The 24,444-nt window shown below is 41.9% G+C and carries 26 protein-coding genes, 1 tRNA gene and 1 pseudogene; 14 read left to right on the forward strand and 14 right to left on the reverse strand.

Translation table 11 applies throughout. From position 1 onward, the window contains the following. The first annotated feature begins 25 nt into the window (after positions 1–25). From OEG80_RS07885 to OEG80_RS07905, 5 genes are all read left to right on the forward strand, one after another. A complete protein-coding gene (locus OEG80_RS07885) occupies positions 26–652 on the forward strand; it encodes an ATP-binding cassette domain-containing protein (RefSeq protein WP_263240225.1) in 627 nt (208 codons plus the stop codon). A 133-nt stretch (positions 653–785) separates the two neighbouring features. Next, entirely contained in the window at positions 786–1,445 is a 660-nt protein-coding gene (locus OEG80_RS07890; RefSeq protein ID WP_263240226.1) for a CDP-alcohol phosphatidyltransferase family protein, read from the forward strand. After that, positions 1,435–2,253: a sterol desaturase family protein gene (locus tag OEG80_RS07895; protein WP_263240227.1), complete on the forward strand. Its 819-nt coding sequence runs from the start codon at positions 1,435–1,437 to the stop codon at positions 2,251–2,253. The genes OEG80_RS07890 and OEG80_RS07895 overlap by 11 nt, the downstream gene beginning before the upstream one ends. Positions 2,254–2,527: 274 nt before the next feature. After that, complete coding sequence (locus tag OEG80_RS07900) at positions 2,528–3,082, forward strand: carboxymuconolactone decarboxylase family protein (RefSeq protein WP_011513312.1); 555 nt, start codon at positions 2,528–2,530, stop codon at positions 3,080–3,082. 54 nt (positions 3,083–3,136) lie between these two features. Beyond that, on the forward strand, positions 3,137–3,787 hold the full coding sequence (locus OEG80_RS07905; protein ID WP_263240229.1) for a DsbA family oxidoreductase: 651 nt from the start codon (positions 3,137–3,139) through the stop codon (positions 3,785–3,787). A gap of 188 nt (positions 3,788–3,975) precedes the next feature. Here the strand turns inward: OEG80_RS07905 and OEG80_RS07910 are convergent, their stop codons facing one another. Continuing rightward, on the reverse strand, positions 3,976–4,584 hold the full coding sequence (locus tag OEG80_RS07910) for a TetR/AcrR family transcriptional regulator (RefSeq protein WP_263240232.1): 609 nt from the start codon (positions 4,582–4,584) through the stop codon (positions 3,976–3,978). A gap of 183 nt (positions 4,585–4,767) precedes the next feature. On the opposite strand from OEG80_RS07910, the gene OEG80_RS07915 reads away from it, so the two are divergent. Beyond that, a complete protein-coding gene (locus OEG80_RS07915; protein WP_263240233.1) occupies positions 4,768–5,463 on the forward strand; it encodes a haloacid dehalogenase type II in 696 nt (231 codons plus the stop codon). 186 nt (positions 5,464–5,649) lie between these two features. Continuing rightward, positions 5,650–6,183, forward strand: a complete 534-nt coding sequence (locus tag OEG80_RS07920; RefSeq protein ID WP_263240236.1) for a DUF2058 domain-containing protein — start codon at positions 5,650–5,652, stop codon at positions 6,181–6,183. Between the two features lie 117 nt (positions 6,184–6,300). On the opposite strand, the gene OEG80_RS07925 is transcribed toward OEG80_RS07920, so the two are convergent. The 3 genes from OEG80_RS07925 to OEG80_RS07935 form a co-directional block, all read right to left on the reverse strand. Continuing rightward, on the reverse strand, positions 6,301–8,091 hold the full coding sequence (locus OEG80_RS07925) for a potassium/proton antiporter (RefSeq protein ID WP_263240238.1): 1,791 nt from the start codon (positions 8,089–8,091) through the stop codon (positions 6,301–6,303). Between the two features lie 214 nt (positions 8,092–8,305). Beyond that, complete coding sequence (locus tag OEG80_RS07930) at positions 8,306–8,641, reverse strand: GlpM family protein (protein ID WP_263240240.1); 336 nt, start codon at positions 8,639–8,641, stop codon at positions 8,306–8,308. A 194-nt stretch (positions 8,642–8,835) separates the two neighbouring features. Further along, positions 8,836–10,506, reverse strand: coding sequence for an alpha-keto acid decarboxylase family protein (locus OEG80_RS07935; protein WP_263240243.1), 1,671 nt, complete (start codon positions 10,504–10,506; stop codon positions 8,836–8,838). Positions 10,507–10,758: 252 nt separating this feature from the next. Between OEG80_RS07935 and OEG80_RS07940 the strand changes: the two genes are divergently transcribed. Further along, positions 10,759–10,833: transfer RNA gene (locus OEG80_RS07940), tRNA-Gly, on the forward strand. 299 nt (positions 10,834–11,132) lie between these two features. Here the strand turns inward: OEG80_RS07940 and OEG80_RS12990 are convergent. Both OEG80_RS12990 and OEG80_RS07945 read right to left on the reverse strand, forming a co-directional pair. Then, positions 11,133–11,357: a DUF1272 domain-containing protein gene (locus OEG80_RS12990; RefSeq protein ID WP_442792428.1), complete on the reverse strand. Its 225-nt coding sequence runs from the start codon at positions 11,355–11,357 to the stop codon at positions 11,133–11,135. 63 nt (positions 11,358–11,420) lie between these two features. Next, positions 11,421–12,290 (reverse strand): alpha/beta hydrolase family protein, encoded by an 870-nt coding sequence (locus OEG80_RS07945; RefSeq protein WP_263240246.1) that lies wholly within the window; start codon positions 12,288–12,290, stop codon positions 11,421–11,423. Positions 12,291–12,417: 127 nt separating this feature from the next. Here OEG80_RS07945 and OEG80_RS07950 point away from each other — a divergent pair, with 127 nt between their 5' ends. Together OEG80_RS07950 and OEG80_RS07955 are read left to right on the forward strand one after the other, a co-directional pair. Next, positions 12,418–13,011, forward strand: a complete 594-nt coding sequence (locus tag OEG80_RS07950) for a TetR/AcrR family transcriptional regulator (protein ID WP_263240248.1) — start codon at positions 12,418–12,420, stop codon at positions 13,009–13,011. 196 nt (positions 13,012–13,207) lie between these two features. Then, positions 13,208–13,480, forward strand: coding sequence for a gamma carbonic anhydrase family protein (locus tag OEG80_RS07955; protein WP_263240250.1), 273 nt, complete (start codon positions 13,208–13,210; stop codon positions 13,478–13,480). A gap of 1 nt (position 13,481) precedes the next feature. Here the strand turns inward: OEG80_RS07955 and OEG80_RS07960 are convergent. Further along, positions 13,482–13,620: pseudogene (locus OEG80_RS07960) on the reverse strand (IS5/IS1182 family transposase); the annotation flags it as partial. Between the two features lie 278 nt (positions 13,621–13,898). On the opposite strand from OEG80_RS07960, the gene OEG80_RS07965 reads away from it, so the two are divergent. Then, positions 13,899–14,210 (forward strand): DUF1244 domain-containing protein, encoded by a 312-nt coding sequence (locus OEG80_RS07965; protein ID WP_263240252.1) that lies wholly within the window; start codon positions 13,899–13,901, stop codon positions 14,208–14,210. Between the two features lie 75 nt (positions 14,211–14,285). Here the strand turns inward: OEG80_RS07965 and OEG80_RS07970 are convergent, their stop codons facing one another. Together OEG80_RS07970 and rluF are read right to left on the reverse strand one after the other, a co-directional pair. Further along, on the reverse strand, positions 14,286–14,729 hold the full coding sequence (locus OEG80_RS07970; protein ID WP_263240254.1) for an SRPBCC family protein: 444 nt from the start codon (positions 14,727–14,729) through the stop codon (positions 14,286–14,288). Positions 14,730–14,810: 81 nt separating this feature from the next. Continuing rightward, entirely contained in the window at positions 14,811–15,815 is a 1,005-nt protein-coding gene (rluF, locus tag OEG80_RS07975; RefSeq protein WP_263240255.1) for a 23S rRNA pseudouridine(2604) synthase RluF, read from the reverse strand. Between the two features lie 399 nt (positions 15,816–16,214). Between rluF and OEG80_RS07980 the strand changes: the two genes are divergently transcribed. The 3 genes from OEG80_RS07980 (at position 16,215) to OEG80_RS07990 (ending at position 18,928) form a co-directional block, all read left to right on the forward strand. Beyond that, positions 16,215–17,378: an iron-containing alcohol dehydrogenase gene (locus OEG80_RS07980; RefSeq protein ID WP_263240256.1), complete on the forward strand. Its 1,164-nt coding sequence runs from the start codon at positions 16,215–16,217 to the stop codon at positions 17,376–17,378. 51 nt (positions 17,379–17,429) lie between these two features. Then, positions 17,430–18,329 (forward strand): SMP-30/gluconolactonase/LRE family protein, encoded by a 900-nt coding sequence (locus tag OEG80_RS07985; protein WP_263240257.1) that lies wholly within the window; start codon positions 17,430–17,432, stop codon positions 18,327–18,329. A gap of 185 nt (positions 18,330–18,514) precedes the next feature. Further along, positions 18,515–18,928, forward strand: a complete 414-nt coding sequence (locus tag OEG80_RS07990) for a PaaI family thioesterase (protein WP_020443179.1) — start codon at positions 18,515–18,517, stop codon at positions 18,926–18,928. Positions 18,929–19,072: 144 nt separating this feature from the next. Here OEG80_RS07990 and OEG80_RS07995 read toward each other — a convergent pair whose 3' ends face one another. From OEG80_RS07995 to OEG80_RS08015, 5 genes are all read right to left on the reverse strand, one after another. Continuing rightward, on the reverse strand, positions 19,073–19,897 hold the full coding sequence (locus OEG80_RS07995) for a sulfite exporter TauE/SafE family protein (RefSeq protein ID WP_263240259.1): 825 nt from the start codon (positions 19,895–19,897) through the stop codon (positions 19,073–19,075). Between the two features lie 217 nt (positions 19,898–20,114). Continuing rightward, positions 20,115–20,618 carry a flavin reductase gene (locus OEG80_RS08000; protein WP_263242486.1) on the reverse strand — a complete coding sequence of 168 codons (504 nt, stop codon included), beginning with the start codon at positions 20,616–20,618 and terminating at the stop codon, positions 20,115–20,117. Positions 20,619–20,766: 148 nt separating this feature from the next. Continuing rightward, positions 20,767–21,813, reverse strand: coding sequence for a methionine synthase (locus OEG80_RS08005; RefSeq protein WP_263240260.1), 1,047 nt, complete (start codon positions 21,811–21,813; stop codon positions 20,767–20,769). 54 nt (positions 21,814–21,867) lie between these two features. Continuing rightward, a complete protein-coding gene (locus tag OEG80_RS08010) occupies positions 21,868–22,920 on the reverse strand; it encodes a DUF1852 domain-containing protein (protein ID WP_263240263.1) in 1,053 nt (350 codons plus the stop codon). A gap of 266 nt (positions 22,921–23,186) precedes the next feature. After that, entirely contained in the window at positions 23,187–24,440 is a 1,254-nt protein-coding gene (locus OEG80_RS08015) for an NAD(P)/FAD-dependent oxidoreductase (RefSeq protein ID WP_263240266.1), read from the reverse strand. Positions 24,441–24,444 lie beyond the last annotated feature (4 nt).

Genomic DNA, 24,444 nt, shown 5'->3' on the forward strand with positions numbered 1-24,444 from the left:
TAACTGATTATATAAAGGGTCTTTAATGCAATCATCTTTAGAGATAAAAAATCTACAGCTCTTTCGAGAAGATAAATTGCTCCTTCAGTTAGATGAGCAGATTGAGGGTGGTGACATTCTCACTATCATGGGTCCATCTGGTAGTGGCAAATCAAGTTTATTAAATTGGATGACCGGCACCTTGCCGAGCGGCTTAAGTGCTACGGGCGAGGTTTGGCTACATGGTCAAAACATCAGTCACCTACCCGCGCATTTACGCCATATTGGCGTTTTATATCAAGATGCACTCTTATTCTCGCATTTATCGGTTGCAGGCAATATTGCTTTTGCGATGCCTAAAGGCAATAAAAAGCAGCGCTTTGAGCAAATAGCAGACACACTTGAACAAGTCGGTTTGGCAGGTATGGAAAATCGACATCCCGATAGCTTATCTGGGGGTCAGCAAGCCCGTGTTGCGCTGCTGCGTACTCTGTTAAGCCAGCCTAAGGCGATATTATTAGACGAGCCTTTTAGCAAACTTGATAGCCAGCTTAGAGCGGAAACCCAACAATTGGTATTCAGTCAAATCCGTCAGCATAAGTTACCTACTATCATGGTTACCCATGACCATAGCGATGCTGAAGCGGCAAATGGCAAAATAGTTCGCCTTTGATAAGAAAGCGTTTGCCTGATAAACAGCCTTTAGCTTTTGATAAAATAAAAAGCTTGATAAACCATATTTAGAAACCAGTATAAAAAGTTCGACTGCTTGCTTCTAAAAGAATGACGATACAAAAGGCAGAAATATGCTCGATAAGTTTATTACACCCATCATCAAGCCTCTATTAGAGCCATTGGTCGTGCTATTTTATAAGGGCGGTGTTACCGCAGATCAGTTGACTGTCACTGGTTTTCTCATTGGTATGTTGGCGTTGCCATTGATTGCTTTTGAGCTGTGGTATGCAGCACTAATTGCTATTATATTAAACCGTGTTTTTGATGGATTAGATGGTGCACTGGCACGTTATGCTGGCCAAAGCTCAAGTGCTGGCGGCTATCTAGACATTACTCTAGATTTTTTATTCTATGCAGCGGTGCCACTCGGCTTTGTATTGGTTAATCCCGAGCAAAACGCCATTGCAGGCGCATTGTTATTAGCCGCCTTTATTGGCACGGGCTCTAGCTTTTTGGCCTTTGCTATTGCAGCTGAAAAATTCCAATTAGATAAGCCACAATTTAAATATAAGAGCTTTTATTACCTAAATGGTCTCACTGAGGGTACTGAAACCATTGTTTTGTTTATCGCCTTTTGTATTTGGCCACAGCACTTTGTGGTATTAGCTAGTATTTTTGCAGCGGCGTGTGCGGTTACTATTATGACTCGTATATATGGCGGTTATCATACGCTTAAACGGCTCGAAACCGATATACATAAGCCCATTAAGGAGGTCAATAATGGCGAATGAGATGTGGTGGCGTTTGGGCTTTTTCTTTAGCATATTGGTCATTATGATGCTCATTGAGCATAGGCATCCCGCACGGCAATCACCGATTAAGAGTAGCAAGCGTTGGTTTGCCAACCTTGGGCTAGTATTTGCCTCTTCTTTTGTTGCCCGTTTGGCAGTGCCCATTGGGCTGACAACGGTCGCCATTTATAATCAAAAAAACGGTATCGGTTTATTTAATCTAGTTGAGATACCGAATATCGCGGCGATTATTTTAAGCTTATTGTTGCTTGATATTGTTATCTACTGGCAACATCGCTTGTTTCATCGAGTGCCGCTTCTCTGGCGCTTGCACCGTGTCCATCACGCTGATGCGCATATCGATGCCAGCACCGGGCTTAGATTTCATCCTATCGAAATTGTCTTAAGCATATTGCTTAAGCTCGTTGTCATTAGTGTGCTTGGTGTCCCTGCTATCGTGGTACTTATATTCGAGATTGCCTTAAATGGGTTGGCTATGTTTAATCATGCCAATATTCGTCTGCCGCCAGTGATTGAGAAGCCTTTACGCATGATTCTAGTCACGCAAGTCTTACACCGTATTCATCACAGCCAACGGGCCAGTGAGACCAATTCTAATTATGGTTTTAGTGTGACTTGGTGGGATTGGCTTTTTGGTAGTTATAAAAGTCAAGGATCAAAACCTGACCAAGCATTAGATATTGGTTTAAAAGAGTATCCCGATGCCAAGCAAAATGCCTCGCTATGGGGGTTGTTGCTCATGCCTTTTAAAAATAAACCTTCTATAAATCAATCCAATCAAAAATAGATGCAGCATCTAACCATCACTAAGCGGGTAATACGGACCATTAATTGCTAGCAAAACCTTTAATTGTTAACCAGCGTTACAAATATTTGAGCAATCATTCAATTTATATTTGAGTGATTGCTCAAAATAATTTATAGTGGTGTCAGTTATCAAGTAGAAGGTGATACCTTTACGATAACGAGCTCTAACTTTAACCACATATTATCGTTATTTTTCAACCTGAATGATTGAATAAAATTTTAATACTGTTACTAATACCAAATAGGAATTATATATGACTGACTTTACATTACATGACAAACAAAGCGCGCCAGCAGAAAGCACAGCATTACTTGATGTCTCAATCAATGCATTTGGTATGGTTCCAAACTTACATGCCGTAATGGCTGAAGCGCCTGGATTGCTTGAAGGCTACCAACGTCTACATCAATTGTTCTTAGACAGCAGCTTTGATGACGAAGAGACTACGGTAGTATGGCAAACCATCAACGTCGAGCATGAATGTCATTATTGTGTGCCAGCTCATACTGGTATTGCCAAAAGCATGAAAGTCGATGATGCTATCACTGATGCATTACGTGACGAGACGCCACTACCAACTGCAAAACTAGAAGCTTTACGTGACTTTACTCTATCTGTGGTTCGTGATCGTGGCAACGTCAATGATGACACTGTACAAACGTTTTTAGACGCAGGATTCACTAAGCGTCAAGTGCTAGAAGTGGTATTAGCAACAGCACAGAAAGTAATGAGTAACTACACCAACCATCTCGCTAATACACCAATCGATAAGCCTTTTCAAAAATTTGAATGGCATAAGGCTGATTAACAGCACAGACTAGTTGAGCAAAGCTTTTCGTATAAAATCGAAGGAGATATTGTGATGAGTATAATAGCCCCACTGCGCATCGATATTGTATCGGACGTGGTTTGCCCTTGGTGCGCTATAGGCTATGGACAGTTGGCCGAAGCACTCAAACAAACCAATACTGAGTATGAGATTCATTGGCATCCGTTTGAGCTTAATCCTGATACGCCGCACGAAGGACGAAACTATCGTGAGCATATCGCTAAGAAATACGGCTCAAGTCGGGAGGAATCTGATGCCAGCCGCGCTAGAATGACTGAGGCTGGTCGTGAGGTAGGCTTTGCATTTAACTTTACTGAAGAGAGTCGCACTTATAATACCTTTGCTATGCATCAACTACTGCACTGGGCCGATCAGCAAGGGTACGCGCATGATTTAAAGCAAGCCTTGTTCGCGGCTCACTTTACTCACGCTAGAGATATCTCTAACAAAGAAGTCTTAGCCGATATCATAGCAGAGATTGGTTTAGATCGTAGTGAGGCGCTAGCGGTATTAGCAGACGAGCGCTTTGCTGAAGACGTCCGCCGTGCTCAGCAACAGTGGAGGCAGCAAGGTATTCAAAGCGTACCTTCTGTTATCTTTAACCAAAAGCATCTGGTTAGCGGTGCTCAAGGGGTTGAGAATTTCAAAAGTATTTTGCAGCAATTAGCGGACATGCCACAATAGATGTATCTCTAATTAATAATAGAAACACACTGCAAAATTTAAAACTAAAAAGGCTACTTAATCTTTCAAGTAGCCTTTTTTTACACCTGCTATCATATAAATGAACGTTAATATCCATACTCATGTTCGATTTTTAGCTTAAATGACCATCATACTAGCGAACGTACGCTTGGCCACTAAGCATCGTTTTAACCAACAGACTCATTATTGCGCAAGCTTTCTATAGAATACGCCATATCCTCTGCAAGCGCATGAACCGCTGCACTGTCAACATCGCGCTGAGCAAAAGCACGTAACCCCATAACCTCGGCTTGTAATCGACGGGCCAACCTCAGTGGATCGAGCGTGTTATCCAACTCTCCTAGCTGCTGCGCCTCCACAAAACATGCGGCAAAACGCGCCTCCATACCGGCTAGTAATTTTTCAACTTTCTCTAGCGCTAACTGTTCACGGGCACCAAGCTCAAGTAAGCTCTTGACCAACATACATGCCCGACTGGGCAGATTTTTTTCGCGGATACCGCCAAGCTGACGCATGTAAGCTGCCAATCCTAATAAAGGGGTTTCATAGCTGCTTAATGTACGCTCAAGCTCCTTTAGCCCTGCCTGCGCATAGTAATCAAGCGCTTCTTGAAACAATCCATCTTTATTACCAAAAGCGGCATAAATACTGCCCGGTCGCATATCAAGCGCTTGCTCGATATCCTTTAAAGAGGTTGCATGAAAGCCTTTTTGCCAAAACAGCTGTATGGCCCGCTCTAATGCTTCATGACGATTATATAATGTGGTACGTGACATAATATTCCAATTTTTATCCCATGATTTTAGACAATAAAGTAAACATGGTTATACAATTTGAGTGACTACTCAATTTTATCTTGAATGATTACTCAAGTCCAGCTAAAGTAAGTTTACCGAATGTCTTTATTATATTATCAAACCTCACTAGTAAGGCTTACTTTTATTGCAAAAGGAACTTTTATGTCCTATATCTACTCAGCTCCGATTATCGTATTCGATGTCAACGAAACCTTACTCGATATCGATACGCTCACGCCCTTATTCACGCGTTTATTTGGGGATAATAACAGACTCAGAGAGTGGTTCGCGCAATTGGTACTTTATTCGCAAACCATGACTTTATCTGGTCTCTACACACCTTTTGGCGAGCTTGGCGTCGGTGCTTTACAAATGACCGCAGATATTCATGCCGTTACCCTAACCGAAGAAGATGTTCAGGAGTTTAAGCAGCGTATGAGTCAGATGCCAGCTCACCCTGATGCTATCCCTGCTTTGACCAAACTACGTGATGCAGGATTTAGATTGGTGACTTTGACCAACTCAGCACCTAGCGCTTCTCCGACACCGCTTGAAAAAGCAGGACTGAGTGAATTCTTTGAGCGGAATTTTAGTGTTGCAAACGTCAGCCAATTTAAACCTGCACCGGCGACATATCAGATGGTCGCTCGCGAGCTGTCCGTTGAGACCTCAGAGCTATGTCTTGTCGCCTGTCACCTCTGGGATGTTATCGGTGCTCAAGCTGCTGGCTGCCAAGGGGCTTTTATCACTCGACCTTATAACGCGCTACTTTCGGCACCCAATGTACCAAAACCCGACTTTATCGCTTCAGACTTCATCACCCTCGCTGAACACATTATTAACCATCAAAGCTCTTGAGCGGGTGAACAAGAATCTACAGCAATTATTCTAAAAAGGTATGTGACTCAATTATCTGACAAACGATTTTTCAATAAAAACTTTGGGATTGCCGTATTTGATGACATCTCTTGGCAGAATTTGTTACCATGACTGAAGACAATTTAGATCATTTCACTTAGTTAGTTTCATTTAGGTAATGCAGATATGGCAAAAAACGCCCTACAGGCTCAACTTCTAAAAGCAGGCTTGGTTGATAGTAAGAAAGCCAACAAAATAAGCAAACAGACGCAGCACGCTAAGCGCACTGGCGATGCATCGAATATCGAAGCTAAAAAAGCCTTGGCAGATGCTCAAGCTAAGAAGCTAGAAAAAGACCAAAAGCTCAATCAAGAAAAGCAGCGCATCTTAGAAGAAAAGATGCTAAAAGCCAATATCATTCAAATGATTAAGCAGCATCAACTGACCGAAACAAACGGCGATATCAGCTATCAGTTTGTCGACGATGCCAAAGTCAAAAAAATCTCTATCACTCAAAAGCTATATGATCAAATTGTAGCAGGTCATGTGGTCATCGCCCGTTTAGATAACAGCTATGCCCTACTACCGCGCCCACTTGCTGATCGTATCGATTCAAAGATGACAGGCTTTATGGTGGTATCAAACGATACTGCAGAAGATGAGCTGGCAGAAGACGATCCATATGCCGCTTATGTGATTCCAGATGACTTGATGTGGTAATCACTGCTGTAGATAATACTATTGAAAAAGTGCTATTGATTATCAATAGCGCTTTTTTAATAGTCATCCCAGTCCCGCTGTATCGTTTTAATACCGAAGTCACTATATAGCAAAAAATCAAATCGCCTTAGCAAACTCCAAGTGCTTTAAACCAATCGTTCTTAGCTTTCCTTTATCGTCCACTTCTTTGATGACCAATGACCACTCATCACTGATATCAACCGTATCGCCTGATACTGGCTTCAGATCCAAATTGTCTATGACATACTCAGCGACCGTCTGCTCCCACATAATTTTTGAAGTATTTTCAGGTTTTGCCTTTAGCTTATCTACAAGAGACTCAGACGCCATGATGTCGGTAAAAAAAGGCAAATCTCCAAGCTTCACACTAGGTGACAGTAACCAATCGCCATAAAAGTCATCAATGGCTTTACGATCGAGTGTCGTATCATTGAAAATCTTGGCAATTTGACTGGCATGATTACCTCTCATCGCATACCAGACTCTATCCCCACATTTGAGCTTGGTCGTCTCTTCAACCATCACAATGTGTTGCCGACGTACCAAAGCAAAGATGCTAATCTCATCAGGGCTGACACGGTTAGAGATGCCCATCGGATGACGGTCAATCGCAAATGCACCAGACTTTACTTCAAATTCATATAAGGTAATGCTCGCTTTATCAGATACCCAAACTTCATGTTCTTCTTCTGGGTCTTTATTATTCGGAATACGTACTTTAAACAAATTTGCCATAATAGGAATGGTCGTGCCTTGCAAAATCAAAGACAAGACCACCACACCAAAGGCAATATCGAATAGCATAAAGGCACCATCTATCCCTGCCATGACTGGCAATATCGCAAGGGTGATAGGGACCGCACCACGCAAGCCAACCCAAGAGATAAAACCGATTTCTCTGTCTTTGAATTTAAAAGGTTTAACGCTAGTATAGACCGCGATAGGACGAGCAACTAAAATCATAAAGGCGGCAATCGCCACTGAATAATACCAAACATCGATAACGTTCGATGGCGTCACGAGTAAACCTAGCACCACAAAAAGCACCGCTTGTGATAACCAAGCAAAGCTATCCATCACCCGCATGACATGCTCGGTTGAGCGTACTTTATGATTGCCAATCAGCACACCGGTGAGATAGATCGCCAAAAACCCACTACCGCCAATAAGATTGGTCGCGGCAAAGACTGCCAAGCCAGCAGACATGATCAAAATGGCATACATACCTTCTGCCAAGTGGATTTTGGGTAATAGTCTTGCCAATAAATAACCAAACAACAAACCCATGCCCAAACCGAAGCTAAGCTGCTGTAATAGCAACCCTAAGAAGCCCAGTACTGTTTGCCCAGCGGGATCGACATTTAAAGCAATCAATCCTGTCACAAGCAAAATAGCCAAAGGATCGTTGGCGCCTGACTCTAGCTCCAATGTAGCTTGAACGCGATCATTGAGCTTGACACCGCCATTACGCAATAGTGAAAATACCGCTGCCGCATCGGTTGAGCCAACGATAGCTGCCATCAATAGCCCAAAGCGCCAATCGACATCGAGTAGCCAAGTCACGAATACGCCCAGTATCATGACAGTAGCGAGGACACCCCAAGTAGCGAGTGTAACGGCAGGCTTAAGACCAACCCGAAACGATTTAAAAGAGGTACGTAGACCACCATCTAACAAGATACAAGCCAAAGCGGCTTGCCCAACAAAATTAGCAATAGCATATTGGGAAAACTCGATACCTAAGATACCCTCTTCACCAGCCAGCATTCCTACCATTAAAAACAACAGCAATAATGGAACGCCCAAACGTGCTGATAACGTGCTTGCCATGATACTGGCGAAAATTAACAATGCCCCTACAAGGTATAGGATATTTAAGGTATCCATCTTTTTTTAAGCCCTATTTTATCAGTGATGACGAATGGAGTTATCGATATAGTCTGGTTATGAGTTTGTTGCAGGTAACACGATAAAATCGTCCTTAAGCATAACATCTACAACGGAATCTATAAAAATTATCTTTAGAAATAGTCACCTTAGCCTATATATTCAGTTGATAAACCGCTCTTTTGCATCGTTTAAGCTGCTTGTTTAGTGACTACTAAGCATGAATGTATTGCCACGTAATCACTAAAATGGCCGCTGCCACTGTCCAAGCGACGGTGCCCAATAAAAGTGCCTTATATAAGCTGACATAGCTGATGCTAAAAAAGACCACGCAGGTATAAATAAGATGTGGGATGACGCCGAGCATACTAAATATCAGTGCAACCCTTAAATCAGCAGGGCTACGCTCAGTACCGACGATGAAGTGACTGATTAATGTAAAGGTGGGGAAAAGTGGCGCAAGTGCCGCCAAATAAAAAAATCGAGTTTGCGCAAATAATTGAATCGCCAGTACCATTAGAGCGCCAATAAGCATTTTTAACCAAATCACGACGGGATCATCTCCTGTTGAATGCTAAGGGCTGAACATAGCCCAATCCACCATGATACTAAAGTCTGCAAAGCGATATAAGAGGAACAACAGCTTAATTGACTTACACCATAAAAAGGCTCAAAAAAACCCCATCTAGCAATGCTGCTAAATGGGGCTATGACTGATAATTGTTGATGCTATTTGCGAACTAATTAATCATTTTTTGGCTTAAGCGCGGCACTGATATCGGCTAATAGTGGCGGGATATCATGCTTGCCAGCGATAACCTCCAACATAACCAGCTTATCTTTTGCAGCCGCCGCTTGCTTGAGAGCATCTTTTAACTCGCCTGCTGTCTCTGCTTTTAGTAGCAGACTATTATCATCATTGGCACCAAACGCTTTTGGCATCAACTGCCAGTCACATTTAGGAATGTCGTTATAGTACTGGTTTTCACCATGAATCGCGCGCTCAACGGTATAGCCATCATTGTTAATCAGTACAATCACCGGGTTGATGCGTTCTTGAATCATTACCGCAATTTCTTGGATGGTTAATAAAGCAGAACCATCACCAATGAGTAAAATACTACGCTTATGCGGTGAAGCAATGGCACCACCTAAACTCGCAGGCAAAGTATAACCAATAGAACCCCACATCGGCTGTCCATAAGACGTCACGCCTTCTGGCAGACGCACATCACTGATACCAAAATAGGCAGTACCTTGTTCTGAAAACACCAAGTTTTTATCATCGAGCGCATCGGCAATGATATGCCATAAATCATCTTGACGGATAGCCTCATCATCCTTGCCATGTTGCTCATGCGGCTTTACCTCTTCACAGAACTGCTTCGGTACAATATTAATATCTGAGGTCATTACCTCATGCAGTGTTTTTAGAGCATCTTTTAGGGCAATGGGCGCAAAGTTTTTGCCTGCGATACTCGCACGCTCATAATGCAGGTCAACCACCACGTTTTCATCAATATCTTGGCTAAAACCTGCAGTAGTAGTATCAGTATATTGCACACCAATTTTTATCAAACACTCACAGTTTTCGACCATATCCTTAACGACAGGACGCGATGCCACGCCTGCATAGGTGCCTGCCCAACGCTCACTATTTTCATCAAGCAAAGTTTTGCCCCACGATAACGTTGTATAAGGAATGTCAGTATCGGCAATCAAAGCCTTAAGCTGATTTTGCAGACCCAAACGATGCACCATCAAATCTGCCATGAGCGTCGTGGTTTTATTGGGTAAAAATTCTATCAGCGCCTGTTTAAAGTCTGCCAACGCCGCTTGGCTAGTAATATCTTCCTCACTATCGATAAGTTTGGTCGTCGGTGGATAAATTGGCGTTTTTGCTACATCTGGTGATAGTAATAAATAGCCTGGGCGATGCTTTTTGAGAATCAAGCGAATCACGCGGTCAATCTCTGAGGCAGCATTTTCAGGCGTAATTTGCGCCCGTGCTACCGTAACCGGTTCTACCATTTTGATAAAATGATTGAACACGCCATCACCAAGTGAGTGATGGATGCGACGCTTTGAATCTTGTAATGCTGTACTTGGCGCGCCTACGATATGGAGCACTGGCGCATACTCCGCAAACGAGCCTGCGGTGGCATTGATAGCGGACAGCTCACCCACTCCAAAGGTCGTCACCATCGCCGCAAACCCACGCTCACGTGCATAGCCATCTGCTGCGTAACCAGCATTTAACTCATTGGTATTACCTACCCAGCGTAATTTATCTGAGGCAAGTACATTATCTAAAAACGTTAGATTAAAATCACCCGGTACGCCAAATACCTCTGACGCACCTGCTTCTGCGACACGATCAAACAAATAATCAGCGATGGTATATTGTTGACTCATACTACTTATCCTTAAGTGTTATGTTTATTAATCATAAATATGATAAAAGTAATTATAAAACTGCATTCCAGCCTATTTATAGAAAGCAAAGCTTTTGGAATATAGATTATAACAATCTGTTATAACATAGATAGACGATGCGATAATATGCCAATTTACTATCTTTTGCTTTTTTTCATACTAGCTGTTGACACGCTCAAAAAACTGCGTATAATACGCCATCATCAACTGACGATAGTTAATTGATAATTAGCGGGAATAGCTCAGTGGTAGAGCATAACCTTGCCAAGGTTGGGGTCGAGAGTTCGAATCTCTTTTCCCGCTCCAAATACTTAAAAAGCCTCACTTAACAGTGAGACTTTTTTTTGTCTAATTTTCAAAGCTTGTAGAGAATATTTCAAAATATCTTTTCTAATCCAATTAAGTTTAGCTACTCAATCAAAAAGCTCATTTTCGGTGCGGTGCCCATTTGGTGCCCAAACCGTGCCCTGAGCTATTCTGAGGGCACTTGTGAATGTGGCTATTGAGTCTGGTGTTCATAGTGATGAGGTTTTTAGGAAAAGAAAGTCGGACTTATTTTTTTAAAACGTTTCACTTCCAAAAACACTCTCTGATTTTAGAAAAATTTATAAACCAAATACTTTTTTCTTAATCCTAGACATAAGAGCTTCCCTAGGACTTTTGGTTCTAATAGGTCTAAGAACTAAATTACCTTGACAGTTTGGACAGATGCAGTCCATATTCTTGCTGCATGCTTCGCAGAAGGTACACTCATATGAGCATATATACGCTACAGCAGTAAGCCCTGTATCTAAATTGCATTTCTCGCAGTTCGATTTCATTTTTAACATTTACTTCTCCTATTAGTTATTTGTATATCAAGCTTGTTCTTACAAGCTCTGATTGGACACTATTTATTCATTCAACCAATCAGCTACCTTAGACCACAGCGTATCTTCAAATCGAGGTTTGAAGAAGCCAGCATGACCTACTGTTCCAAGTCCAAGCTCAGAAACATTGATAAATTCGTGAGTAATGTAAGCATTGCAAAAATAGCCTAGTAATACATTGATATTCACCTCTGGCGCTAGCTCGTCATCGCTAAACCCAAGCGCCAATAATGGCTGACTAAGATTTTTATAACCACTAAGTTCAAGCTTGAAAACTGGGTCAAATAAATATTTCTTTTTACTCATCCAAGCGCCCCACTGTCTAATAGCACTTGAGGGCACACTCATTTTGCCAAGCCCTACTTTTTTCGAAGGAAATTGCTCTCGCCGCGCTGAAAATAGGGGAATCACCAGCTTAGTAAAAGCATGTATATTTAGTCCTATTTTCAGCGGCCAGCGTCGCCAATAAGGTGCGGATACAGCAATATGAACAATACGATTGAGAACTTTCGATGATGGAGCTAACCCCATGAGTTGTCCACCTATGCTGTGTCCTAAAAAGTGAATGGGAAAGTTATCGCTATAATTGTTCTGAGTAAATTGAATAACCGCTTCAATATCTTGTATGCCCCAATCCTCCAAGCGAATCTGATAAGGTGAATCCTTAGCTAAAGACTGTCCAGTACCCCGATAGTCGAAGGTAATACAGTCGATTCCTCGACCTGCAAAGTATTCTGCGAAAGATTGATAATATGCTTGTGGCACAGCGACAGCCGGCGCAATGATAATCACGCTACTGGGAGTCGATGATTGATATAAGGTTGCCAAAAGTGGATAACCGTCTTGAGTCTCAAGATGCTGAGTTTTTGCTTGTATATCTGTAAAAGTCTTCATTACGATCATCCTTAGTTGTTTAAATTCTGACCCCTTGTCTTTTATATTCTTGATAAATACCTATGGTATTTAACATACTATTAGTATGTTAGTATAATAGCAAATTTAATAACCAATTGGATGTGTTATGAAAGGTATTTCTCGACGACAGCTTTATGCAGAGGAAACTCGCGAAGCTATTCTTAATTCAGCACAGGCGTTATTTTGCCGTGATAGCTTTGCTGGAACATCAATTGATACTATAGCGGCACAAGCACAGGTAACAAAAGGAGCGATTTATCATCATTTCAAAGATAAGCAGGCAGTGTTTGAGGCTTGCTTCGAGCAACAGGCGCGTCAGGTTTCTGAGGCGATAGCAGCAGCTCCTAATGGTGATAATGACTGGCAGACCGCATTCAATCAGTGTCATGCTTTTTTAAATTTTATTCTTGCTCATGGGTCAAATACGATTCCTCTACAAGAGGTTATTACAGTATTAGGATGGGAGCAATGGCAAAAAATCGATAGTAGCCATACCATTAGACACATTGAAAGTATCGTCTCACAACTACAAAACAGTGGTCAGATGAAGCCTTATGCTACTAACGTTGCAGTTAGTTTGATTTATGGATTACTAGTAGGAGCGGTTATGACACTGAGCACGCAACCAAACGTTAAGCAAACCATGAAAGATTTAGACAGTATGATTAAAGATATGCTGCTAGGACTAAAAGCTATCTGATTCACATAAAAATTTAACCAAAGTAAATGTTTGAGTCAGCTACCATCTTAAAAATCGGAGAACTGATTATAACTCTGACATGTATAGCTCATCTAACGCTAACTTTGAACTGTTAGTAAATCTTAGACAATCAGAATAGGGTTCTTAAATTATTAATTATTAACAACCATTTATTAAAAATAACTAAGGGTAGGCTATGATTTATAAATATTTAGATAAAAGTCCTAAATTTGCTAACGCTTTTAACGGTTGGGTAGCTAATTTTGCAAGTGTCATTGGTGATGTTTATTTAGGTCATCAAGCTAGTGTTTGGTTCGATGCAGTGGTTCTTGGAGACATTGAGCACATCCATATTAGCAAATATAGCAATGTTCAAGAAAAGACTGTCATTCATGCTGATAAGGGTACTGGAATCAGGACTGGCAATCATGTCACTATTGGTCATTTGGCTATGTTGCATGGTTGCTAGCGGGTAGATCACGCCGAGGACAACCAACACAGTACATCTTCGACCGTTTGTCTAAGATTTCTTTTGTCATAGATGTTAAGTTCTAGTAATATAAATCTTAGTCTTGCCCAGTTCTCATTCGTGAGCATTGTGCGAGGTATAGCGAACGGTATCTTTTTTATATAAGAACTTAAAGATTACTGCTTTGCTATTTTTTTCTACTGATTTATTCCCAATGTTCAACAGACTCTATACTAGTGATCAAAGACCCGATAGAAGTGAGAAATGGTTTAATATTATAATTAAAAGGTAAAGAGCTTTGGTAGATAGATGACGGGCAGACAGACATCTAGTAAATAATAAAACAATGGGTCATCAACACTTTTAAGGTCTCATGTATAATAACGAACAAATACGCATTAACGATTAGGAAAATCTTATGGCAAAATTGGAATCCAACATTGAATTAGAAGCTGCAGCATTTCGTCATTTATTAGCCCATTTAGACGAGCGTAAAGACGTACAGAATATTGATCTTATGAACCTTGCAGACTTTTGTCGTAACTGTTTATCGAAATGGTATAAAGCTGCTGGTGAAGAGCGTGGTATTGAGATCGAATACGAGGATGCGCGCGAGCTTGTTTATGGTATGCCTTATGCTGAGTGGAAAGAGAAGCATCAACAAAAAGCAACACCAGAGCAATTAGCACGCTTTAACGAGGTTGAAGCTGCCAAAAATAAAACAGATTAGGACGGATAGCAGTGGCTCTAATAAAATAAGCCACTACTAAATAGTTATATTAAAAAGGCCGATATTGCCGCTAGATTAGCGGCTTTCTATAGATTTAAGTATGCTACTAAATCCTACGGTTCCTTGTTTTTGCATTTGACGGTCAAATAGGCGACCGATTAATGGCAGTGGTACAGTCAATCGACCCTCAGATACCCAAGTCACGTGTGTGGTGCCATCGCCCAAGTCTTTTAAATCAATGACGCCTTTATCATGTTGCATTTTTATAGGTCTAGATTTTTCGATTTGGTATTGCATGTGAGTAGGACGCTCAAACGCCGTAATTCGCTCCCAAAACTTAACAGGTCCCGTTTGAATGGTACGTAAAGCCCCAACGCCATTGCGCTCCTCGTCACCTTCCGTCACCAACTTAGCTACACCTACCGCTTTAAATGAGCCATAACTGGCATGGTCACTCAGTGCTTCAAATACCTTATCAATCGGTTTTTTGACAATGCGCTCTACTTTTATTTTAAACATAATATTATCTCGTTAAGACTAAAGTTCTTTAGCTTACTGCCATTTCAGAAATAAACAAAGCAGTCACACTGTGAAAACTTACTATCGCGAAGAACCGCGACCTTTTGAAGGGCGCTTGCCATTTGTAGCAGGTTTGCCATTGCCTCCAGACTTACCATTACCCCCTGACGGCTTACCACGACCAGCAGGACGCCCATCTCTACCTTTAGAACCCGCTGGTTTTCTAGCATCATCCTTGGAGTGTTTTTTATTTCCCTTTGCCGCACCCGCTGGTTTCGAAGACGACTTTGCTTTTGACGAGTCATCGGCACGAGGGTTTTTTCGTGGTGCATTACTAGATTTCTTAGCCGGTTTACTGTCTTGCGAAGAAGAATCTTCTACAGACTTAAGTAAAACAGACAGCTCTTTTGGCGTCAAATCTCGCCAGTCTCCAACGGGCGTACCTTTAAGACTGACATTCATAATCCGTGTACGCTCAAGCTTGACGACTTCATAGCCAAAATGCTCACACATACGGCGAATTTGACGGTTCAAACCTTGCACTAGCGTGATGTTAAACACGTTAGGCGACACCTTAGTGACAGGGCATTTTTTCGTCATCTTACCTAACATCGGCACGCCACCAGCCAAACCTTCGATAAAATTATCCGTTATCGGTTTATTCACCGTCACCAAATATTCTTTTTCATGGTTATTACCAGCACGCAATACCTTGTTGACTAGATCGCCATTACTGGTCAAGAAGATTAAGCCCTGAGAATCTTTATCCAAACGCCCAATAGGGAAAATACGTACGCTATGTCTCACAAAATCAACAATGTTGTTTTTCTCGGAGCTTTCCGTGGTGCTCACAATGCCGACTGGCTTATTCAAGACAATAAAAACAAAGTCATCAGCTTCTTTCGGCTCAATGAGCTGCCCGTTGACTTTCACCGTATCTCCAGCAACCACTTGCGCGCCTACTGCAGCACGCTTGCCATTGAGGTATACATTACCTTGTTCAATAAAGCGGTCAGCGTCTCGCCTGGAGCAAATACCGCTTTCACTGATGTATTTATTTAAACGAGTCGAGGAAGCGTTAAACATAAAGCACCGTTTTTACCTAATAAAAAGCCTTTCTTGTTCAGAAAAAAGCCTAAATTGAATGGATCATCAACAACGAGATGGCTCGTATTATATAGGAAATTCAGTGCCCATTTCAGTAGAGATGGGAAGAAACCTAGAAATATATCCAGAGTCATATAGATTGCGATAGCTTCGATAAAGCTTATTAATGATGTCAAAGGTTCAAAAAGCTAAAGGAATAGCGAGTAATATCTCGATAGAATTTAATGCTTTTAATAAAGAAATATTCTTACAAAAAGTGCCAATTAATAGATATACACTGTAGCGTGATTGAGTTAATACTAAGACTTTATACATGCGATTTATCTAAAGGCTATAAATACACAAAAATGATCGCTCATCTACACAAGGAAGAATAGAATGACAGGGATGGAGTTTTATACTAATGGACACATCGTTAGCGAAGCTGACAGTATGCGCCAGAAGCTAGGGGATTTAGCAAAACAGTACGACGCGACATCTGCCATTATTATTACAGACGCTGGCATCTCTGATTTAGGATACGTCGATATCGCACAAGAGTCTTTAGAGCAGGCTGGTATTAATGTTGTTATTTTCGACAGGGTTGTTGCTGATCCCCCTATTGAAGTCGTCGAAGAAGCTATTGAACTTGCCAGGGCGAACCAGTGTAATCTGGTCATCGGTTTAGGAGGCGGCAGCCCTATCGATACCGCGAAAATTGTCGCGCTATATTCCAATGACTTTCAGTCGGTTAATGAGCTCTTAGAGGCAGATATTAGTGGTTTCAAAAAAATGCCGTTGTTTGCGATCCCCACCACTGCAGGTACTGGCGCAGAGGCTACCTTTGTATCTGTAATCACAGCAAAGGATGGCAGCAAGAAAGCCATATACACGCCTAAAATCCTACCTGATGTCGCGATTTTAGATGCGACGCTAACTCTCAAGCTTCCTCGCCATATTACTGCTGCCACTGCCTTAGATGCGATGGTTCACTGCATTGAAGCTTACACAAGCCGCACCAAAAAGAACCCCATTTCAGATGCGTTGGCTGTTAAAGGTTTGCAAATGCTATGGAGTAACTTTTATACAGTGCTCCATCACGGCGATGATATTGATGCTCGTGCTGATATGTTATTGGGTTCAACGCTAGCTGGTATCGCTTTTGTCAATGCTTCCGTAGCAGCTGTACATGGACTCTCCTACCCACTTAGCATTAACTTCCATGTGCCGCATGGGCATGCTAATGCGCTCGTGATGTGCAGTGTATTTACTTTCAACTTACCAGTAGCAGCACCTCTTTATGCAGAACTCGCGCGTGCAGTGATGCCTATCGACACTTCGGGCATGACTGACATAGAGGCTGCCCATCAATTTATTAATCAACTAAAGGACTTCTTGAAAACAAGTGGTCTAAAATATCGCTTAAATGAGCTAGATATAACGGGACAGGATATCCCCGCGTTAGCTGATATGGTCATTAATACCTATGCTCGTCTCATTGAAACCAATCCAATGGATATGTCTTTAGAGGAAGTAAAAATGATCTACCAAGAAATACTCTAATAAGCAGCAAATTTCTTAAATAATTTTGTCTATAAATCAAGGAAGATAGTTATGTCAAAATATGAGTTAGACGTGGTAGTTGATGGATTCCATTACCTAGAAGGACCGCGTTGGTACAAAAACGCTTTATGGTTTGTCGATTTTTATACCAAAGGCGTTTATCGTGTTAATGATGAAGGCGTTGCAGAAAAAATTGTGCATGTAGAACAGCAGCCATCTGGCCTAGGCTGGCTTCCTGACGGCCGTATGCTCGTTGTCTCTATGAAAGATCGTAAAGTGTTATGTTTAGAGGACAATGGCGAATTAGTTGTTCACGCTGATATTTGGAAGCATTGTGAGGGGCATGCTAACGATATGGTCGTTGCGCCTAATGGCAACGCTTATGTTGGAAACTTCGGTTTTGATCTGATGGGTGGTGCTGATCATAAACACACTGGTCTTGTATTGGTGAGACCTGATGGTACCTCTCAGGTTGTGGCAGAAGGTTTGGCCTTTCCAAATGGCATGGTCATTTCTGCGGATGAAAAGACATTAATCGTTAATGAGCTATTTGGTAATAAAGTATCACAGTTCGATATTAATAAAGACGGCACTTTAGGAGAAAAACGTGATTTTGCTAACTTTGGAGAGTTAGGAGACGAGCCAAATTTAGGGGCACGTATAGAGAACGCCAGCATCTTACCTGATGGTCTTGCCTTAGATAGCGAGGGCGCTGTTTGGATTGCAGATACCTTGAACCAACGTGCTGTTCGTATTAAAGAAGGGGGAGAAATCTTAGAAACCGTTGATACGGCACCTGACGGCATTTTTGCGGTCGCTCTTGGCGGACAAGATGGCAAAACATTGTTTATGTGTGCAGCACCTGATTGGGATGAAGCGTTACGCACCGCTGAAACTAAAGGGCGTATGCTATCTACACCAGTTAAAGTGGGTCACGCTGGTACACCTTAATTTAAGAATACGCAACTGAAAATATTGAGTCAGTATCAAAAATATATCTATCTACTACCCATTTATAGTAAGAAACTAGAATCGATACCAATTTTATCGATTCTAGTTGTGTTAATCGAACCAATGAACTTGAGTGCGAAGAAAAGATAGTTAACAACAAGAATAATTAAACCACAGGAGTATGTATGTCAGCGACCAAAGAAGAAATAGCAGCCTTTATGGCATTAGAATTCCCTCAAACCAAGTGCAAAGTTGAAGCAGTAGGCGATGATAGTTCGACCTTATCGCATGATATCGGTATAGATGAGCTACGTCCTGGTGGTACGGTCTCTGGCCCTGTATTGATGAGCATTGCTGATGTCGCACTCTATGTGGCGATACTTGGTAAGATTGGCATTGTAGCGTTGACAGTAACAACAAGCCTTACCATCAATTTTCTGCGTAAACCATCAGCAGAAGCGCGTATTATTGCTGAGTGCACCTTGCTAAAGGTAGGGCGTACGCTCATTGTAGGTGAGGTTTCCTTATACTCAGAAGGCTCTAGCGACTTGGTCGCGCATGTTGTTGGCACATATTCTGTACCGCCCAAGCACGACTAGGCTACTGTCTCAATATTGTTTTCTAGACTGTTTTCTAAATTGTCATGCTTTGGATTATTTAGATCATGATAATGCGTTTCGCTATGTGCTTTTTGGGTAGCTCAGTTTGCAAGCTTTGCCTTTTAGAGGAACGGCTATGAACACCTAAAGCAGCCCTTTTAAAAGGAAATAACACCCAACCACGGTTAATAATACCGCAAAGCATTTCTTTAAAAGCTCTGGTGATAGTATATGGGCGACTTTTGCACCTAGCTTCGCAGTGAAAAAGCTCATGATACTAATCCCTAAAAAGGCATAAATGTGCACAAAGCCAATGGTATTGGGCACATCAACTTGTTGCTGCATCCCAAAGAACATAAAGCCTAACGCTCCAGCAATGGCAATGGGCAAGCCACACGCTGCTGACGTGCCAACGGCTTTTTGCATGACCACACCGTAACGAGTTAAATAAGGCACCGTTAAGCTGCCGCCGCCAATACCAAAAATGGCAGAAGCGATACCGATCACCCCGCCTGCTGCTAGTTGCTTAGGTTTTGAAGGCAGTTCTGTATTAACGCCAGCGACATCATCAGCATGACTAACGACTTGTTTTTTGCCATCGAAAAACATCTTATAAGCGACCCACAGCAAAAACACCCCAACGATAAGCTGAAGATACAGCCCAGATATCTGTCCTGCAATCCCTGCCCCTAAAAAACAGCCAATCGCTAAACCGGGTGCTAGGTTTTTAAAAACAGGCCACATGACGGCGCCCTTTTTATTGTGCGCCATGAGCGAGCTGATAGAGGTAACAATGATGGTCGCCAGCGACGTACCTAACGCCAAATGCATGATACTGTCAGGACTGTAATCCATTTGGGTAAAGACGATAAATAACAGTGGTACGATAATCGTGCCGCCGCCCACACCAAAAAGCCCCGCAGCAAATCCTGCTAGAGCGCCTATTATTAAAAAAATGATTAGTTCCACAGGATAGTTACTTCTCGGTTAAATGATAGTTTTATAGTCGATACAAAATAACATGAATACGTTATCTGACAAGGTGAAACTGGTACGAATTTTTCTAGCTTGCTGTGCCTACGCCGACAGAGGCTAAAAAAAATCCATTCCAGTTTCACTGTATCTTCTTGATATTGAGCTGACTATAGTTAGATGACAATTAGATAATCAATGTCAGAAAGTCAGCTTAAACGATTTCTACCTGACCTACTTGATGGTAAGCACGGTTAAAATACACCAAGCTTTCATCAGCACTGCTTTGTTGATAGCCTTGTTTGATGGCGACAACTCGGCACATAAAGACACTGTGCGTACCAACTTGCTGAATATCCTCAATCTCACAGTCAAAACTGACCAATGCATCTTCTAAAATAGGCGCACCTGTCGCTAATTGCGTCCAAGCACCATGCCCAAAGCGCTCTTCTGAGCACAATTTAGAAGCAAAGGCATTAGATATAGGCTCATGCTGTGCGCCCAACACATTGACACTTAAGGTTTTATTTTCAAGAAAATGGGCATGTGAGCGAGACGTTTGATTCATACAGACCAGCAAGGTTGGCGGTGTATCGGTGACGCTACATACCGCCGAGGCAGTAAACCCATGCAGACCAGATTGCCCTTTGGTGGTGACTACATTGACGGCGGTCGTCAACAAAGACATGGCATCTCTAAAGTCGGTTGCTTCAATCACATCTTTACTCATTGCTGCAATCCTAAATGTTAAATCAGTAAGTACATTGATAACTGAGGTCACTCATGAGTTTAAACAAGCTTTTATAGGCGGAGTTAAAGACCCAACCTATAAAAGCTAAATTTTGCATAAGTTTAGTCGGTAAATCCTAAGCTGTCAGCTCTTGACGCACGATTGCCGCGCCTTCGCTTAGAGCGTTCAATTTACCGCGGGCAACTTGGCGCGACAACGGTGCCATGCCGCAGTTGGTGGACGGGTAAAGTTTGTCCGCATCGACGAATTGCAGGGCTTTGCGTAGTGTATCAGCAACCTCTTCAGGGGTTTCAATGGTATTGGTTGCCACATCAATGGCACCAATCATCACTTTTTTACCGCGAATGAGTTCTATCAAATCCATCGGTACATGTGAGTTTTGACACTCTAACGAGACAATATCGATATTAGACTGCTGCAATTTAGGAAAGGCTTGCTCATATTGACGCCACTCTGAACCCAGTGTCTTTTTCCAATCGGTATTGGCTTTGATGCCGTAGCCGTAGCAAATATGCACCGCCGTCTCACACTTTAGACCTTCTATGGCGCGCTCTAAAGTAGCGATGCCCCAGTCGTTGACGTCATCAAAGAACACGTTAAAAGCAGGTTCGTCAAACTGGATGATATCTACACCCGCCGCTTCTAATTCTCTGGCTTCTTGATTTAAGATTTTAGCAAATTCCCACGCCAATTTTTCACGGCTTTTATAATGACCATCATATAAGGTATCAATCATCGTCATCGGACCGGGCAGCGCCCATTTGATCGGCTGATCGGTTTGCTGACGTAAAAACTTCGCATCTTCAACGAATACTGGCTTTTGACGGCTTACCGCGCCAACGACAGACGGCACACTGGCATCATAACGATCACGAATTTTAACGGTTTTTCGATTCTCAAAATCGACGCCATCAAGATGTTCAATAAAGGTGGTGACAAAATGCTGACGCGTCTGCTCGCCATCACTGACAATATCAATCCCTGCATGTCGCTGTTCTTGCAATGTTAAACGTAGCGCATCTTGTTTGGCTTCGAGCAATTGCTCGCCTTCTAATGCCCAAGGTGACCAGATTTTCTCAGGTTCGGCAAGCCAAGAAGGTTTTGGTAAACTGCCCGCTGTTGATGTTGGTAATAATTTTTGTGTCGGTAATAATATTGTCATGGGATTCATCTTCTTATTCATTCGTATTTTATATTTTGGCTATAGTTAGATTGCTTAAGCTGCCTGTTTTTTAGCCATTTCTTTTTGAGCCGCTTCTCTTTGAACGGTCTCGCTTGCAACATCATAGCTTGCCGCCCATTCTTCAAGAATGTCTTGGTAAGGATTAATGAACTCGTCTTCCGTAAATTTACCTTGTGTTACTGCCATCTGGCTGCGCTCCGCGCGATCATACACAATTTGCGTCAGTGAATAATCTTGGTACTTCAAGCTGGGTTGATATATTTGAGCGGCGGTCGAGTTGGCATTGTAAATTTCAGGTCGATAAATCTTTTGGAAGGTCTCCATGGTACTGATCGCACTGATTAGCTCAAGATCGGTGTAATCACTCAATAAGTCACCAGAAAAATAAAATGCTAAAGGTGCAGCACTGTTGGCAGGCATAAAATAGCGCACCGTCAAGCCCATTTTGGAAAAGTACTCATCGGTCAATGATCCTTTGTTCAAAGCGCAGCCATCTTGTCTATATTCAGTCCCTAATACAGGATGCTGATTGCCCGTACGATGATAGGTTTTACTACTTGAAACGCTTAGGCAAATCACCGGTTGTTTATTAAAATTGGCTTTATAGGCACCTGAATTTAATAAATGTTGAAACAGTTTGCCATGTAAATCGCCAAAATCGGCTGGTGGTGGCGATGCAGGATGGTTATCGAAATGTGCTGGCAATACGATGCTAAAATCATAATCGCGCACATAAGATGAGAAGCTGTTGCCAATCATACCATCAATACGTTTGTTCTCTTTATGATCAATAATCGTTGTTTTTAGCGTTTCGATGACTGGGAATGTATGACCATTGCCTTCAATATCCAAGTCGGCAGAAATTATATCAACTTCAACAGAATAACGGTCGGCTGTCGGATTGTCCCAATGTGCTAGATCGTTGAAACGATTGTTTATCATAGTCAGCGTTTTGCGTAAGTTCTCTTGACGACTCTCGCCACGAGCCAAATTCGCAAAGTTAGTCGTCAGACGGGTGCTGTCTGCAGGCTGATAATTTTCATCAAAACGAATGCTCGAGATGGAATATATAAATTGTTTACTCATGATAATTCGCTACCTTAATCTAATCTCAGTATTTGAGATAAAACCGAATTTGTGTATGAGATGAATCATACCCGAACCAAAACATGAATAAAAATGATACTATTTAAATTAAAGATGAGTAAAATTCATGTTGCTAGTTTTATAGTAGAAAAAGGAGGGAGTAAGGGATGTTTTGACGACAGACTTAATAAATATTAAGCCTGTAAAGGACGTTAAAAAGGTGGTCTAGCGGGGTTAAAAGATACGTTTATTAAGACCTATGTTTATTAAAGATTGGAATCGAAGCGTCTACTACTAAATGGCTGAGCATCAATAAATAATGGCTTACCGTGAATCATCTCCTCAATGAGACGTCCTGTCACCGGTCCAAGTGTCAGACCTTGATGAGCATGACCAAAAGCAAACCATAAATTATCGTGTTTTGATGCAGGCCCAATAACTGGCTTCATGTCTGGCATACATGGTCTTGTCCCACACCATGCTTCAGATTCAACAGCAGCATCAAGCGGCAACACTTTTTTTGCAAAAGTCAGTACAGTCTCTAACTGATTAAAGTCTTTTGGATCATCTAACAATGCCATTTCAGCGCCAGTCGTGATTCTCACGCCTTGATCCATTGTGCCCATCACAAACCCTTTATCTACATCAAACAAGCTATGAGAAAATGCGTTTTGGTCGGTGCTTTTAAAGTGTTGATGATAACCACGCATAGGAAATAGAGGAATTTTATAACCCAATGGTTTAATAAGATCAGCTGACCAAGGACCAGCAGCAATGACCAAATTCTGACATAAATAGGTTTCGCTATCGGTAATGACCTGCCAGCCCTCTTCTGTCTGTATCATATTTTTTACGGTGGATTGTTTTATCTCTCCTGCCATTGCTTCAAAATTTTTAGCATATGCTTTCACAAGACTGCCGGGATTTTTTATCTGCCAAGAGTTTTTCCAGCGTATACCACCGACATAATCTGTAAAGTTCACATTTGGCTCTAGCGCTTGGAGCTCTGCTAGCGATAGAACCTGATACTCCACGCCTTTATCCGCCGCTTTTACCGCTTTATTAATTGATTTTTCAAAATTGCTTAATTTACGATGAAGCTCAATCCAACCTATTTTACTGACCAGTTCATCAGCGCCTGACGCTCTAATCATAGGCTCATGCTCGTCTGTGCAATGCTGAATGAGCGTAGCCCACTCGTCATCGATCTCTTCAACGTTTTTTGGACTTGAGTGAATCCAATACTGTAATAATGGGCGCTGAAGACGATATATTGCAGACCAACGGTATCGAATATCAGCACTTTTATTGGGTAATATTCTAGATATCTCCTTAAAGCTTCTAGGGAACGGTTTTGTATTTACCGCCTCTCTTGTAATAATACCTGCATTACCATAGGAAGTTTCTTCTCCTGGGCATTTTTTATCTAACAAGAGAACTTGAGCATTGTTTTTCTGCAGATGCCAAGCGATAGAGGTTCCTACTATGCCGGCACCAATTACAATAACGTCATAGCGCATATCA

The organism is Psychrobacter sp. SC65A.3 (genome assembly GCF_025642195.1).
GTDB lineage: Bacteria > Pseudomonadota > Gammaproteobacteria > Pseudomonadales > Moraxellaceae > Psychrobacter > Psychrobacter cryohalolentis.

What these genes read in the sequence shown, in the direction of transcription:
- OEG80_RS07885 (WP_263240225.1), top strand. Translation starts at nt 26, where the DNA reads ATGCAATCATCTTTAGAGATAAAAAATCTACAGCTCTTTCGAGAAGAT.
- OEG80_RS07890 (WP_263240226.1), top strand. Translation starts at nt 786, where the DNA reads ATGCTCGATAAGTTTATTACACCCATCATCAAGCCTCTATTAGAGCCA.
- OEG80_RS07895 (WP_263240227.1), top strand. Translation starts at nt 1,435, where the DNA reads ATGGCGAATGAGATGTGGTGGCGTTTGGGCTTTTTCTTTAGCATATTG.
- OEG80_RS07900 (WP_011513312.1), top strand. Translation starts at nt 2,528, where the DNA reads ATGACTGACTTTACATTACATGACAAACAAAGCGCGCCAGCAGAAAGC.
- OEG80_RS07905 (WP_263240229.1), top strand. Translation starts at nt 3,137, where the DNA reads ATGAGTATAATAGCCCCACTGCGCATCGATATTGTATCGGACGTGGTT.
- OEG80_RS07910 (WP_263240232.1), bottom strand. Translation starts at nt 4,584, where the DNA reads ATGTCACGTACCACATTATATAATCGTCATGAAGCATTAGAGCGGGCC.
- OEG80_RS07915 (WP_263240233.1), top strand. Translation starts at nt 4,768, where the DNA reads ATGTCCTATATCTACTCAGCTCCGATTATCGTATTCGATGTCAACGAA.
- OEG80_RS07920 (WP_263240236.1), top strand. Translation starts at nt 5,650, where the DNA reads ATGGCAAAAAACGCCCTACAGGCTCAACTTCTAAAAGCAGGCTTGGTT.
- OEG80_RS07925 (WP_263240238.1), bottom strand. Translation starts at nt 8,091, where the DNA reads ATGGATACCTTAAATATCCTATACCTTGTAGGGGCATTGTTAATTTTC.
- OEG80_RS07935 (WP_263240243.1), bottom strand. Translation starts at nt 10,506, where the DNA reads ATGAGTCAACAATATACCATCGCTGATTATTTGTTTGATCGTGTCGCA.
- OEG80_RS12990 (WP_442792428.1), bottom strand. Translation starts at nt 11,357, where the DNA reads ATGTTAAAAATGAAATCGAACTGCGAGAAATGCAATTTAGATACAGGG.
- OEG80_RS07945 (WP_263240246.1), bottom strand. Translation starts at nt 12,290, where the DNA reads ATGAAGACTTTTACAGATATACAAGCAAAAACTCAGCATCTTGAGACT.
- OEG80_RS07950 (WP_263240248.1), top strand. Translation starts at nt 12,418, where the DNA reads ATGAAAGGTATTTCTCGACGACAGCTTTATGCAGAGGAAACTCGCGAA.
- OEG80_RS07955 (WP_263240250.1), top strand. Translation starts at nt 13,208, where the DNA reads ATGATTTATAAATATTTAGATAAAAGTCCTAAATTTGCTAACGCTTTT.
- OEG80_RS07965 (WP_263240252.1), top strand. Translation starts at nt 13,899, where the DNA reads ATGGCAAAATTGGAATCCAACATTGAATTAGAAGCTGCAGCATTTCGT.
- OEG80_RS07970 (WP_263240254.1), bottom strand. Translation starts at nt 14,729, where the DNA reads ATGTTTAAAATAAAAGTAGAGCGCATTGTCAAAAAACCGATTGATAAG.
- rluF (WP_263240255.1), bottom strand. Translation starts at nt 15,815, where the DNA reads ATGTTTAACGCTTCCTCGACTCGTTTAAATAAATACATCAGTGAAAGC.
- OEG80_RS07980 (WP_263240256.1), top strand. Translation starts at nt 16,215, where the DNA reads ATGACAGGGATGGAGTTTTATACTAATGGACACATCGTTAGCGAAGCT.
- OEG80_RS07985 (WP_263240257.1), top strand. Translation starts at nt 17,430, where the DNA reads ATGTCAAAATATGAGTTAGACGTGGTAGTTGATGGATTCCATTACCTA.
- OEG80_RS07990 (WP_020443179.1), top strand. Translation starts at nt 18,515, where the DNA reads ATGTCAGCGACCAAAGAAGAAATAGCAGCCTTTATGGCATTAGAATTC.
- OEG80_RS08005 (WP_263240260.1), bottom strand. Translation starts at nt 21,813, where the DNA reads ATGACAATATTATTACCGACACAAAAATTATTACCAACATCAACAGCG.
- OEG80_RS08010 (WP_263240263.1), bottom strand. Translation starts at nt 22,920, where the DNA reads ATGAGTAAACAATTTATATATTCCATCTCGAGCATTCGTTTTGATGAA.
- OEG80_RS08015 (WP_263240266.1), bottom strand. Translation starts at nt 24,440, where the DNA reads ATGCGCTATGACGTTATTGTAATTGGTGCCGGCATAGTAGGAACCTCT.